The sequence below is a fragment of the Thermoactinomyces sp. CICC 23799 genome, assembly GCF_016055145.1.
In the GTDB taxonomy this organism is placed as follows: Bacteria; Bacillota; Bacilli; order Thermoactinomycetales; family Thermoactinomycetaceae; genus Thermoactinomyces; species Thermoactinomyces intermedius.
In genome coordinates, this window is the sequence record NZ_JAECVV010000008.1 from 125,261 (window position 1) to 138,753 (window position 13,493).

9 protein-coding genes and 1 pseudogene are annotated in these 13,493 nt (G+C 46.8%); 9 read left to right on the forward strand and 1 reads right to left on the reverse strand.

What is annotated here, in order from left to right:
* The first annotated feature begins 311 nt into the window (after positions 1-311).
* The 5 genes from I8U21_RS11840 to I8U21_RS11860 all read left to right on the forward strand — a co-directional run bounded on the left by I8U21_RS11840 (position 312) and on the right by I8U21_RS11860 (position 6,359).
* Positions 312-1,577 (forward strand): MFS transporter, encoded by a 1,266-nt coding sequence (locus tag I8U21_RS11840; protein WP_198050969.1) that lies wholly within the window; start codon positions 312-314, stop codon positions 1,575-1,577.
* A 137-nt stretch (positions 1,578-1,714) separates the two neighbouring features.
* Positions 1,715-1,921 (forward strand): hypothetical protein, encoded by a 207-nt coding sequence (locus tag I8U21_RS11845; protein ID WP_198050968.1) that lies wholly within the window; start codon positions 1,715-1,717, stop codon positions 1,919-1,921.
* 378 nt (positions 1,922-2,299) lie between these two features.
* The gene (gene proS, locus I8U21_RS11850) at positions 2,300-3,733 is read left to right on the forward strand and encodes a proline--tRNA ligase (protein ID WP_198053980.1); all 1,434 of its coding nucleotides are present in this window, start codon (positions 2,300-2,302) and stop codon (positions 3,731-3,733) included.
* Positions 3,734-3,807: 74 nt separating this feature from the next.
* Positions 3,808-5,205 (forward strand): cobyrinic acid a,c-diamide synthase CobB, encoded by a 1,398-nt coding sequence (locus tag I8U21_RS11855; protein WP_181731929.1) that lies wholly within the window; start codon positions 3,808-3,810, stop codon positions 5,203-5,205.
* A 227-nt stretch (positions 5,206-5,432) separates the two neighbouring features.
* A complete protein-coding gene (locus I8U21_RS11860; RefSeq protein WP_181731928.1) occupies positions 5,433-6,359 on the forward strand; it encodes a TauD/TfdA dioxygenase family protein in 927 nt (308 codons plus the stop codon).
* A 194-nt stretch (positions 6,360-6,553) separates the two neighbouring features.
* Here I8U21_RS11860 and I8U21_RS11865 read toward each other — a convergent pair whose 3' ends face one another.
* Entirely contained in the window at positions 6,554-7,651 is a 1,098-nt protein-coding gene (locus tag I8U21_RS11865) for a GntR family transcriptional regulator (protein ID WP_181731927.1), read from the reverse strand.
* A 322-nt stretch (positions 7,652-7,973) separates the two neighbouring features.
* Between I8U21_RS11865 and I8U21_RS11870 the strand changes: the two genes are divergently transcribed.
* The 4 genes and pseudogenes from I8U21_RS11870 (at position 7,974) to I8U21_RS11885 (ending at position 13,300) form a co-directional block, all read left to right on the forward strand.
* A complete protein-coding gene (locus I8U21_RS11870; RefSeq protein ID WP_181731926.1) occupies positions 7,974-8,669 on the forward strand; it encodes an L-ribulose-5-phosphate 4-epimerase in 696 nt (231 codons plus the stop codon).
* 31 nt (positions 8,670-8,700) lie between these two features.
* Complete coding sequence (gene araA, locus I8U21_RS11875) at positions 8,701-10,125, forward strand: L-arabinose isomerase (RefSeq protein WP_198053981.1); 1,425 nt, start codon at positions 8,701-8,703, stop codon at positions 10,123-10,125.
* Positions 10,126-10,308: 183 nt separating this feature from the next.
* Positions 10,309-11,693: pseudogene (locus I8U21_RS11880) on the forward strand (sugar porter family MFS transporter).
* 5 nt (positions 11,694-11,698) lie between these two features.
* Positions 11,699-13,300 (forward strand): xylulokinase, encoded by a 1,602-nt coding sequence (locus I8U21_RS11885; RefSeq protein ID WP_198053982.1) that lies wholly within the window; start codon positions 11,699-11,701, stop codon positions 13,298-13,300.
* The last annotated feature ends 193 nt before the right edge of the window (positions 13,301-13,493 follow it).

Here is a 13,493-nt window from a genome sequence, read left to right on the forward strand (position 1 = left end):
GGTTTTTTGTGTTCAATTTGTTGATTTAGTAGTTTTTTCTTAAAAACCAAAAAATATTTGCGAAAATTAGAAAAAACAGTAAAATTACACTGTATTGTTGTTTCAAGGGATGTAGCCGTTTGTGGGAAAAATTGCTTTGATTGTAACAAACGGTGAGCTTGAAACGAGAAAAGGGACATGATGCTGTTAATGGGGTTTTATAGAAATATCAAAGGGATAATCCTTCAAGTTGCCTGACGGTCAGTGTTACTATGGAGAAAATGTGTTTTTCATATTTGATAATTGGGACAGACAGAATTTGCGGGGAGATCATGAAAGAACAGAATGTATTGGCAAAAACAGAAGAACGGCAAACCAACACCAAGTTCGCTTTGTTCAAAAATAAATCCTTTTTATTGGTTTGGTTGGCTGGTATATTTACCAGTTTGGCCGGTTCCATGTATACCTTGACAGTAAGCTGGTATGTGGTGAAGGAATCCGGTGCCGGGCAGATCTTGGGAGTTGTCCTGATGGTGGCGTCCATTCCGCGGTTGTTCCTCATGCCCGTCGGCGGTGTGACGGCGGATCGTTTCAAGCGATCCCGAATCATGATTGTTTCCGACTCGGCCCGTGCTCTGCTGATTTTTGTGATGGCTTTCTGTGTGATGACCAACGTTCTGAGCATCCCCTTATTGCTTGTGTTTGCTTTTCTTTTTGGAACTTTGGAAGCATTTTATTGGCCGGCAACCAACTCCGTTTTACCGGCGGTTGTGCCCAAGAACCATTTGGCTCAAGCCAATTCTTTCAATGCATTAACCCAACAAGCGGGACTTCTTACCGGTTCGCTGATCGCAGGCGGACTGTTGACGTTGTTTTCTTACGGGCTGGTTTTTGTCACCATCTCTGTATTTCTCGCCATTAGTTCATTCTTTCTCTTCTTTGTCCGGGAGGAAGAGAACAAAACCCGGAAAAAACAAGGAAATCCGTTGTCGGTGATGCAAGATCTGAGGGAAGGATTGAACGATCTAAAAAAGGACACGTTTGCCTTTTCATTAATCCTGACGACATTAATCGCCAGTTTTTTCTTCTCCGGGCCCATAAACATCGCCATTCCTTTGTATGTGGAAGAGATCTTGCACGGTTCGGCGCTGGATCTCAGTTATTTGGAAATGGCATTATCCGCAGGAATGATCATCGGGGCAATTTTCTTGGCACTGGTTACATTGCGGTTCAGACGGGCGCTGATTGCCATGATCCTTATTGCCCTCAACGGATTGAGTTTGGTCGGTCTGGGGTTGACCAACCGGCTGTTGTTCGGAATGGGTTCTCTGTTTTTCTGCGGTTTTGTTTTGATCTCAGGCAATACATTATTGGTTACTCTTCTTCAAGAACGCATTCCTGTGGAAAAATTGGGGCGGATCATGGGGTTAATGACCACGTTCTCGATCGGTTTGACGCCGGTATCCCACGGGGTGTTCACCATTTTTTTGAATCATGGCTTGTCCGTTTCCTTGATGCTGATCATTTGCGGAAGTTGCATCGTGCTCTTTCAAGGGCTGATTCTTGCCGTCATGAAAGGGATTCGTGCAGTGGATTAATGAGTCTCTAAAGCGTTATGGCCCGCAAGAACGAGGGCCGGTGCGAAAACCATTCCCCTGTATAATGAGAAAACGATATCGAATGAGGAATTTTAGCTTCCACCTATGTCGGTTGGTTGACGAAAAAGGTGTCCGAAGTGGCTTGGATGTATCTGTCCGGTGTTTTGATCATCTCTTCTTATGTGTTGACGGTGATCTTTGATCATTCGCCGGTTGTTTTCATCTTGGCGGTTCTGGTGATCCGGGCGGCCCGATCCATTAGCTGGCCGATTTCTTCGAATCTCGGTAACCAATACATTTCAACGGGAAGCCGGGCGACCACCCTCTCTGTTAAGTATTCTTGATTCCGTATTGGATGTTGTTTTGATCGGCTCGTTGGCGGTGGTGTCCAAGTGGGGGATACCGGAAATTTTTTGGGGCTGTGCGGCGATCTCATTAATCTTTTGTTTCCTGTCCGCAAAAAAAGAGATTCTGTCAAAGGATGAAGCCAGTTTGGAAGCAGGCGGAAGCGTTGAGCAAGCACTTGAGCAAAGATAAAGAAAGATCCCTGCTGCACAGGAAGTGGCAGGGGTCTTTCTTGCGGTATGCGTTGAATTTTTAATTCTCATGAATGAAAGAATGTAAATAAAACAAACGCGTTGAAGAAAGAAATGAAATATAGTAACATGAATCCACTCGGGCAGAAAATTATGAATTGAAATACCGGAAGGGGATGATGTTGCATGAGCTCCAAAAAGTCTGTGTCGCAGAGCGAAGATTTTTCGGGTTGGTACATAGAGACGATCAAAAAAGCGGACTTAATGGATTATTCGCCGGTCCGGGGGTGCATCGTTTTTAAACCGGCCGGATATGCGCTTTGGGAAGCGATTCAAAAAGAATTGGATGCCCGGCTGAAAGAAACGGGTCATGAAAATGCCTACTTCCCCTTGTTTATCCCGCAAAGTTTTTTCGAGAAAGAAAAAGAGCATGTGGAAGGGTTTAATCCGGAACTGCCTTGGGTGACGGAAGCCGGGGGCGATCCGCTGGAGGAAAAGTTGGCGATCCGCCCGACCTCGGAAACCATGATCGGACACATGTTTTCCAAATGGGTGAAATCGTACCGGGACTTGCCTTTGCTCATGAATCAGTGGTGCAACGTGGTCCGTTGGGAAAAACGTACGTTGCCGTTTTTGAGGACGAGCGAGTTTTTGTGGCAGGAAGGGCATACCGCTCATGCCACCGAACAGGAAGCCAAAGAAGAAACGTTTAAAATTTTGGATTTGTACGCGGAGTTTATTGAAAGCGGTTTGGCGATTCCCGTTGTCCGCGGAGAGAAAACACCTTCGGAAAAGTTTGCCGGGGCGGTTCACACCTATTCCGTGGAAGCTATGATGAAAGACGGAAAGGCGCTCCAGGCCGGAACTTCCCATTATATGGGGCAACGCTTTGCGAAAAGTTTCGATATCCAATTTACGGATGCAAACAACCAATTGGCGTATGCATACACCACTTCCTGGGGAGTGAGCACCCGCTTGATCGGGGCATTGATCATGGTTCACGGCGACGATCAAGGATTGGTGCTGCCGCCGCGCATTGCCCCGACACAGGTCATCATCATCCCGATCGGTGCGAAAGGCGAACGGGAGCGTGTGCTGTCTTATGCCGCACAAATCCTGGATCGATTCAAAGCGAAGGGAATCCGGGTGAAACTGGACGACCGGGATAACTACAGTCCCGGATGGAAATTTAACGAATATGAAGCGAAAGGCATCCCGCTTCGCATGGAAATCGGGCCCCGGGATGTCAATCAGGATCAGGTCGTGCTCGCACGAAGGGACACGTTGGAAAAAATCACGGTTCCGACCGCGGAAGTTTTGGAGACGGTCGATCGTCTGTTCAATGAGATTCAGGAAAACTTGTATCAACAAGCGAAAGCCAATTTTGACCGGAACACCCACATGGCAGAAACCCTTGAAGCATTGACGGATATTATCCAAACCAAGCGCGGTTTTGTCTTGTCCGGCTGGTGCGGCGATGACCGTTGTGAAGCCAAAGTGAAGGAAGAAAGCGGTGCCGTCAGCCGCAACATTCCTTTTGATCCCCCGGAAACCATGAAAACATGTGTCGCATGCGGAGAGAAAGCCAAATACACCGTCTGGTTTGCCAAGTCTTATTAATTGCCGGCACCCTGCTGCAAATAAAGTGGCAGGGGATTTCTTATGAAATGGGAAGGAACGGGGGGAGATGTGCCATGAACGAAAAAAGACCGAGGCTCGTCATTGCCGGAACGGGGAGCGGAGTGGGCAAAACGACGGTGACCCTTGGTTTGATGGCGGCGTTTCAAAAGCGGGGGCTCAAGGTGCAGGGATTTAAGGCCGGGCCGGATTATATTGATCCGGGTTACCATACGGCGATCACCGGGCGCCCTTCCCGCAATCTGGATACCTGGATGGTGCCGCCGGAGAACATGGTGGAGATTTTTCTCAATGGCAGCCGGGATGCTGATCTTTCCATCGTAGAAGGGGTCATGGGACTGTATGACGGCAAAGATCCTTTGAGCGACAAGGGGAGCACGGCGGAGATTGCCATTTTGTTGCAAAGCCCGGTGATCCTGGTGGTGGATGTCTACAGTTTGGCGCGCAGTGCGGCGGCGGTGGTGAAGGGTTATCAGGGGTTGAATCCGTCTGTGCCCGTGGCCGGAGTGATTGCCAACCGGGCCGGAGGGGAAGGACATTTTCAGCTTGTCAAATCTGCAATTGAAAAAGAGTGCGGCATTCCGGTTTTCGGTTGGCTTCCCCCGGATCCGTCCGTTGACATCCCGGAACGCCATTTGGGTTTAATCCCCGCCCTTGAACGGGGGGAAATGGTTCCCCTGTTTGACCGGTTGGCAGAGCTCATGGAAAAAGGAGTGGATTTGGACGGTTTAAAGAAGGTTGCCGGGAATGCCCCTTTGCTTGCCGGGCCCGGGCGTCGGCTTTTTTCGCAAAAATGGATGGAACCACATTCCGTCATCATCGCAGTGGCAAAAGATGCGGCTTTTCATTTTTATTACCCGGAAAATCTGGAGTTGCTGAAGCAGTACGGAGCCCGGCTGCAGTTTTTCAGCCCGCTCAAAGGCGAACCGGTGCCGGAAGAAGCCGATGGATTGATCGTGGGTGGCGGGTTCCCGGAAGAGTTTGTGCGGGAATTATCCGCAAATGAGGAAGTGAAACGTTCTTTCCGGGAAAACATCACTAGAGGCATGCCGACATATGCCGAGTGTGGCGGATACATGTACTTGACCGAGGCGATCGTGGATCGGGAAGGGAAGAAACATCCGATGACGGGCGTGATCCCGGCCGTGGTCCGGATGAATGACCGATTGACGGCGCTGGGGTACCGGGAAGTGGAAGCCGTGACAGACAACCTGTTGCTCAAGCAAGGGGAGAAAGCGCGTGGACATGAATTTCACTATTCCACGCTGGCGATGCAGAAAGAGCAGGATGCTTGGGCTTATAAAATCCGCGGGCATGCCGGCAACAAGCGGGAAGGATATGCACGGGGAAATCTTTTGGCCGGGTATACCCATCTCCATTTTGCTTCCAACCCTTCTGTGGCCAAACGTTTCATTGTGGCTTGCCGAAACTACCGGGACAGCAAGAAGGGGTAAGCGCATCATGGTGTGTTGCTTGCCCCGTCTTCTTTTCCAGGGTGAACCCTGAAGAACCATCACTGATTGACATCATAAGTAATTTTTGGTATCATTATTTCCGAGTAAACAGATGTGAAATATATAATTATCCGACCAGATCACTGGAGGTTCCTGTATCCCGGCTTTTACGGCCGGATTGGGACCTCCTTTTTTGTTTGGAAATCCCGTTGAAAGGAGCAGGTGCCATGTCTGGATTCATTTCCGGAGATTCCCGTCCGCTCAAGTTTGAAAACCGGGAAGATCATGTCGGTCCGCGCCATTTACGCCGTTTGCCGGAAGGAACAAAGGAGCGCCCTTATACCCTGTTCAAAGTGAAGCCGCTCACGCCGGTAATCGGTGCTGAAATTGCCGGGGTCAACTTGAGCGGGCCTGTCACACCGGAGCTGCAAGCCGAATTGAACCGGGCGCTGCTTGAGTGGAAGGTGCTTTTCTTCCGAAATCAAAACGTCACCAGTGAACAACTGAAAGTTTTTGCACGGTTATGGGGAGAACTGGAGGTTCACCCTTTTTTGCCGCAAGGCGAGTCCAAGGAATTTGTCCGGTTTGCCAGGGATCAAAAGCAAGCCGGATACGAAAATATCTGGCATACCGATGTGACTTTCCGGCCCCGTCCGGCAAAAGCTTGCCTGTTGAAAATGATCAAGGTTCCGCCGGTTGGGGGCGATACACTGTGGGCAGACATGGGAGCCGCCTATGACAATTTACCCGACAAGATCAAGGAGAGCATCGACGGGCTGACCGCCATTCACGACTTTACCCCGGCTTTCAGCGATTTCATGACAAAAGAAGAATTGGCGGAAAAACAAGCCGAATTCCCTCCTGTGGAACACCCGGTGGTCCGGACCCATCCGGAAACCGAGCGCAAAACTTTGTTTGTGAATCCGTCCTTTACAACCCGGATCGTCGGGATGAAACCAGAAGAGAGCGAGGCATTGCTGCAATATTTGTTTCGGCAGGCGCAGATTCCCGAGTACCAAGTCCGTTTTCGCTGGGAAGAAAACACGATCGCTTTCTGGGATAACCGGGCCACTCAACATTACGCGGTTTCCGACTATTATCCCAATCCCCGCCAAGCCGAACGGGTGGCCATCGTTGGCGACCAGCCGTATTAAAAGAGGGAACTTTCCCTCTTTTTTATTTGTCCATGTAACGATTGGAGATAATCTGTTGGTCGTGAACTGTAACGTGAAATCGGTGGATTGTTGCCGGATATGGAAAATAACAGGCACTAAAACAAAACATCCCCGCTTAAGTCACTGGACTCAGTGAAGTTTCGAGCGGGGTTGTTTTATGTTTATGGAAATTATCAGGGGTTCTCTTTATTCAATTCTTTCACTGTTTCACCTTCGATTAATCTGGGTTGATAATAGGTTTGGTAAGGTAAATCCTTTTTACCCTGTAATTTCTTAATAATCCAATTGGCAGCATCATAACCCATTTGTTCTTGCGGGTGTGTCAATGTCGTCAGCTTAATAAAAGAGGTTTTGGCGAGAAAAGAATTGTCCTGACCAATAATTGACAATTTGTCCGGAACCGGGATGTCAAGTTGTCTGCATACATTTACCAATTCAAATGCGACCTCGTCATTGTAGCAGACAATGGCCGTCAATTCATTCAGATGTTTGTTCAGGAAATCTTTTAAGTTCATGCCCAAAGCCGGCTTTGTCTCTGTATTGAATGATAAGACCAACTCCGGCTGAAAAGGGAGTCGGGCTTCCTCGAGCGCTTTGATATACCCCTTCATTCTGTGCTTACCCTGTAAATCATCCATTTTTGCAATGAGTCCGATTTGCGTGTGTCCTTTGGAAATCAATTCGTTGGTTGCAAGATAACTGGACTGTACATCATCCAGACAAAGAAAAGGGACATCCAATTCATTGTAATAAGCATTGATCATAATAAACGGAACGTTTTGTTTCTTTAATGACAAGTAGTATGAAATATTGGGATTGTACAAGTTGCTTTTGGTGGGTTCGACGATCAATCCGTCGATGCCCGAAGACAACATCATTTCCAAGGCTTTTTTTTCTTGTTCGATCTCATTATTGGTGCTGGCCAGCAGCAATGAATAGTTATCCTCATTCAGTCTTCTTTCGATGCCCCGAATGATGGAAGGAAAAATGTAATCCGAAATATAGGTTGTGATCACCCCGATGGTTTTTTGATTTGAGTGGGCCCCCGACTTTATTTGGAACTGATTGCTGACATAGGTTCCGGACCCCTTGCTGCTTCTTAAAAAGCCTTCCTTTGACAGTTCCAAAATGGCTTTTCGCACAGTGTGCCGGCTGACTTTGTATATTTCCTGCAAGGCTGACTCCGTGGGGATTTGTTCTCCAACACTGTATTCCCCGGAAAGAATTTTACTTTTGATGTCATCGATGATTGCTTGATACTTTGGTTTCATATTACCACTGCTCCTGAAAGTTGTTTGTGCTTTGCTTCCGTTTTAAAAATTTGTATGGACATATCTTAACATGATGTGAAATGAATCGAAAGCAGTTAAACAATTGGTGCGAACAAATTTCCAATAATCGTAATCGGCGTCATTCATTTCGTTTGTTAATACATAAATATAAATGAGAATATCATTTATTTTGTAGAAGATGTATGCACATATTTTGTTTAAGATTGACATATGTACGTATAAAAAATATACTTACCTTAAAAGCGCTCCCCGGTGATTGTTTTTAACCATTGATTTTAAGTCGGAAACCGGAGGGATGAAATTGTTGGAACAGCTGAAAGAAGAAGTGCTTCAAGCCAATTTGCAATTGGTTGAACACGGGCTGGTGAAATATACTTGGGGGAATGCAAGTGCGATTGATCGTGAAAGCGGTTTATTTGTGATCAAACCCAGTGGTGTTGATTATGCAACGATGAAGCCCGGTGACATGGTGGTGGTTGATTTGGAAGGCAATGTGGTTGAAGGTAAGCTGAAGCCTTCATCGGACACACCCACTCACGCGGTGCTCTATAAGCATTATGAGAAAATTGGCGGGATTGTGCATACGCATTCGACATGGGCAACCATCTGGGCTCAGGCAGGTTTGGATGTTCCCGCGATGGGAACCACGCATGCAGATACATTCCACGGTTCCATTCCATGCGCCCGTTTTCTGACGCCAAAAGAAATTGAACGCGGGTATGAAACAGAAACGGGAAACGTGATTATTGAAACATTTGAAGAACGGGGATTGGATATCTTGGCCGTTCCCGGGGTTTTGTTAAAAGGACATGGTCCGTTTACATGGGGGAAAGATGTAAGATCGGCGGTCATGCATAGTGTCGTGCTTGAAGAAATTTCAAAAATGAATTTCTTTACACAAGAATTAAATCACTTTGCGAAAGAATTGCCGAAACATATTTTAGATAAGCACTATTATAGAAAACACGGAAAAAATGCCTATTACGGACAAAATTAAAAGAAAAGAAAATAAAGAAAAGAGGGGTACGATGTCAACGCCAAAAAGACGGGAATTTTGGTTTGTCGTGGGTTCGCAACATCTCTATGGGGAAGAAACGCTGGCCCGGGTGAAAGCGCATGCACAAACCATTACGGATGAATTGAATGAAAGCGGTTTATTGCCGTACCCGATTGTGTTGCAAGACCTGGCCGTGAGTGCCGACAAAATCACGAACATCATGAAAGAAGTCAATTATCGGGATGAAGTTTGCGGAGTGATCACATGGATGCATACGTTTTCACCCGCAAAAATGTGGATTCGCGGGACAAAATTATTGCAAAAACCATTGCTTCATTTAGCAACACAATTCAATGAAAGCATTCCTTGGGAAACGATTGACATGGATTTTATGAACCTGAATCAGTCGGCGCATGGCGACCGTGAATATGGTTTCATTAATGCCCGCTTGAAAAAACAAAATAAAGTGGTTGTCGGATACTGGAAACGTGAGGAAGTACAGAAGCAAATCGCGGAATGGATGGATGTGGCAGTTGCTTATAACGAAAGCTTCCAGATTAAAGTAGCCCGTTTTGGCGACAACATGCGCAATGTTGCGGTAACCGAAGGGGATAAAATCGAAGCGCAGATTCAATTTGGGTGGACTGTTGATTACTATGGCATCGGCGATCTTGTTCAAGAGGTGAATGCCGTCAAAGATGAGGAAGTTGATGCCTTATTTGAAGAGTATGCAAACCTTTATGAATTTGATTACGGGACGTACAGCAAGGAAGATTGGGAGAAAAGCGTGAAAGTTCAGGCGCGGTATGAAATAGCCATCAAGCGCTTTTTGGATGAGCGGGGTTACAATGCTTTCACAACAAATTTCGAAGATTTGCACGGCATGAAACAACTTCCGGGGCTTGCCGTACAGCGTCTGACGGCCCAAGGATACGGCTTTGCCGCCGAAGGGGATTGGAAGACGGCGGCACTCAACCGGTTGCTCAAAATCATGAGCCGCAACGGTTCAACCGGTTTCATGGAAGATTACACGTATGAATTGGCGAGCGGTCAAGAGTATGTGCTTCAATCCCATATGTTGGAAGTGGATCCTGCGCTGGCAAAAAACAAACCGAAAATTGTTGTAGCTCCCTTGGGAATAGGCGATCGTGAGGATCCGGCCCGTTTGGTGTTTGACGGCAAGGCGGGGGATGGTGTTGTTGTTTCAATGGCGGACTTCGGTACGCATTTCAAATTGTTGATCAATGAAGTTTCTGCATTTGAGCCAACCGTTCCTGCGCCAAAACTTCCGGTGGCCCGTGTGCTTTGGCGCGTCAAGCCGAATTTTCGTGACGGGGTTCAGGCTTGGATTGAGAACGGAGGCGGGCACCATACCGTGGTTTCGCTGGATTTAACAACGGATCAAATCGTCACTTATGCAAAACTTGTGGGTGCAGAATACGTGGTGATCAAGTAATCACAGCTTCCGGGGAATCGGATTCCCCGGAAGGGATCCTTCTTGAAAAAGGGGATCTTGGTCACTTTCCCGTTCATGTTTCAGGGAAAACAAGGCCAAACACATTTTTGAAAACGTTTTACCCATGATTGATGCATGAAGGAAAGGGAAGTCAATAAGTGGTCAACATGAGGAGGAACAGGCATGGCAAATGACAAGAAAATTCCCAGTGGCTTTATCTATTTTTTCGGGGCTTTCGGTGGCATCCTCTTTGGTTACGATATCGGTGTGATGACGGGGGCTTTGCCTTTTTTGGAACATGATTGGAACCTGCAAAACAATGCCGGTGCAATTGGTTGGATCACTTCTTCTCTGATGTTTGGGGCGATTTTTGGAGGGGCTTTGGCCGGACAACTTTCAGACCGTTTGGGACGACGAAAAATGATTTTAATTGCTTCCCTGGTTTTTGTCGTTGGTTCTGTTTTGTCAGGGATTGCCCCGCACAATGGAATCTATTTTTTGGCCGGTGTCCGGATTTTATTGGGACTGGCTGTCGGAGCCGCTTCAGCGCTGGTCCCGGCTTATATGTCGGAAATGGCACCGGCGAAATTGCGCGGCCGTTTGTCCGGAATTAACCAAACAATGATCGTTTCCGGGATGTTGCTATCATATATTGTTGATTATTTATTGAAAGATTTATCCGTAACCATGGCTTGGCGTCTGATGTTGGGGATGGCCGCCCTGCCCGCTTTGATTCTGTTTATCGGTGTTTTGCGGCTGCCGGAGTCCCCCCGTTTTCTGATAAAAAACAACAAACTGAATGAAGCCCGCAAAGTATTGGGATATATTCGTCAGGACCCGGAACAAATCGAATCCGAAATAAAACAAATTCAAGAAACCGTGATCGAGGAAAAAAGGCAAATCAAAAAGCATCATGGAGCACGCTTTTTCAGAGTAAATATCGTTATTTGGTCATTGCCGGTGTCGGGATTGCCGCGTTTCAACAATTTCAGGGCGCGAACGCCATTTTCTATTACATTCCCTTGATTGTGGAAAAAGCAACAGGGCATGCGGCAAAATCCGCATTAATGTGGCCGATTATTCAAGGGATCATTCTTGTATTGGGTTCCCTTGTATTCCTGTTGATTGCGGATAAATTTAACCGTCGAGCTTTATTGATGACCGGCGGAACCATCATGGGATTGTCTTTTATTTTCCCGGTTGTGATGAATGTGTTGGTTCCAAATGCAAATCCGATGATGATCGTTGTTTTTTTGAGTATATATGTAGCCTTTTATTCATTTACTTGGGCTCCGTTGACCTGGGTGATCGTAGGGGAAATTTTCCCGCTGTTAATCCGCGGGCGGGCATCCGGATTGGCTTCATCTTTTAACTGGATCGGTTCTTTTTTGGTGGGACTGTTGTTCCCGATCATGACGGCTTCGATGTCTCAAGAAGCTGTATTTGCAATCTTCGGGTTGATTTGTTTACTCGGCGTTTTATTTATCCGCACACGCGTTCCGGAAACACGCGGCCATACTTTGGAGGAGATTGAGAAATTTGAGAAAGGCACCAAAAGATTGGGGTGAGTGAAGTGAACTTGGTTAAAGTTTCTGAGGCCATTCGACAAGGGGATGTCACGTTAGGCATTGAATTGGGATCGACGCGTATCAAAGCCGTACTGGTGACGGATGATTTTCATACTATTGCGACGGGTAGTTATGTCTGGGAGAATAAATTTGAAAATGGAATTTGGACGTATGCATTGGATGAAGTATGGGAAGGAATTCGAAGCAGTTATGCGCAGCTTGCCGAAGAAGTCCGGAGCAAGTACCAGGTCACGCTCACCAAGATCGGCGCCATCGGTGTCAGTGCCATGATGCACGGATATTTGGCTTTTTCGAAAAACGGAGAATTGTTAACCCCGTTTCGAACTTGGCGTAATAACATCACGGAACAAGCCGCAAACCAATTAACCGACTTGTTTCAATTTAATATTCCGGAACGATGGAGTATTGCCCATCTGTATCAAGCCATCTTAAACAAAGAGCCTCATGTAAAAGACATTCATTTTATTACAACCTTGGCTGGTTATGTTCACTGGAAACTGTCCGGAAAAAAGGTGTTGGGAATCGGGGATGCTTCGGGGGTTTTCCCCGTAGACGAAGTTACCGGAACTTATTCTGCCGATTTTTTAAAACGATTTGAGAGTTTGGAAAATGTGACGTTTTACCCATGGAAAATCAAAGAGATTTTGCCGGAAGTTTTAAAAGCAGGTGAGTACGCAGGGAGATTGACCAAGGAAGGGGCACGGTTGCTGGATGCCGGCGGCAAGCTCCAAGAGGGCAGTTTGATGGTTCCTCCGGAGGGGGATGCCGGAACCGGGATGGTCAGCACCAACAGTGTTCGTAAACGGACAGGAAATATATCAGTCGGAACCTCCGCTTTTTCCATGATTGTTTTGGATAAACCATTGAAAAAAGTTTACAGAGATGTCGACATCGTCATGACACCTGATGGCACCCCTGTGGCAATGATCCATACGAACAATTGCTCATCGGATATTGATGCTTGGGCCAATCTGTTTAAAGAGTTTGCAGAATGCCTGGGTGTGGATATAAATACGAATAAATTATATGAAACATTGTTTCAGGCTGCAGCCAAGGCGGATTGCGATGCGGGGGGATTGGTCAATTACAGTTATTTGTCGGGGGAAAATATTACCAGAATGCCTGCCGGACGCCCGCTTTTTGTCAGGAATCCCGACAGCGCGTTTACCTTGCCAAATTTTGTTCTGGCACAGTTGTATGCAGCCTTGGCCCCGTTAAAAATCGGGATGGATATTCTGAAAAAGGAAGAGCAAATCGAAACAAAATTCTTTATCGCCCAAGGAGGTCTGTTTAAAACGCCGGGCATTGCCCAGCAAGTTCTGGCCAACGCTTTGAATACCCCAATTGCAGTAATGAGTACAGCGGGGGAAGGCGGAGCTTGGGGGATGGCTTTGCTCGCGATTTTCGCCAAACGAAAAGATCGGTATCAAAATTTGGAGGACTTTTTGGACCGGGAAGTTTTTGCAAACCTTGAAAGCACCATCTTATCTCCGGAGCCTGAAGGAGTTTCCGGGTATGAAGCTTTTATCGAACGATATCAAAAGGGTTTGCCCGTTGAATCGATGGCAATCAAATGCCTTCCATAGCAATAACAATGAAAAGCATTTCTTCAACAGGGTTGAGGAAATGCTTTTTTTCTGCAGCCGGTTTTCTCGGCCGATTACGGATTTTCGGATCAATATGCCGGCTTGCGTTGGGGGACTTTTTTTCTTTGCACATTCAGTGCCGTCACAGTTTTCATTGGCGGGAGCGAAGAGAGCATCGTTTTATAAAAGGGAA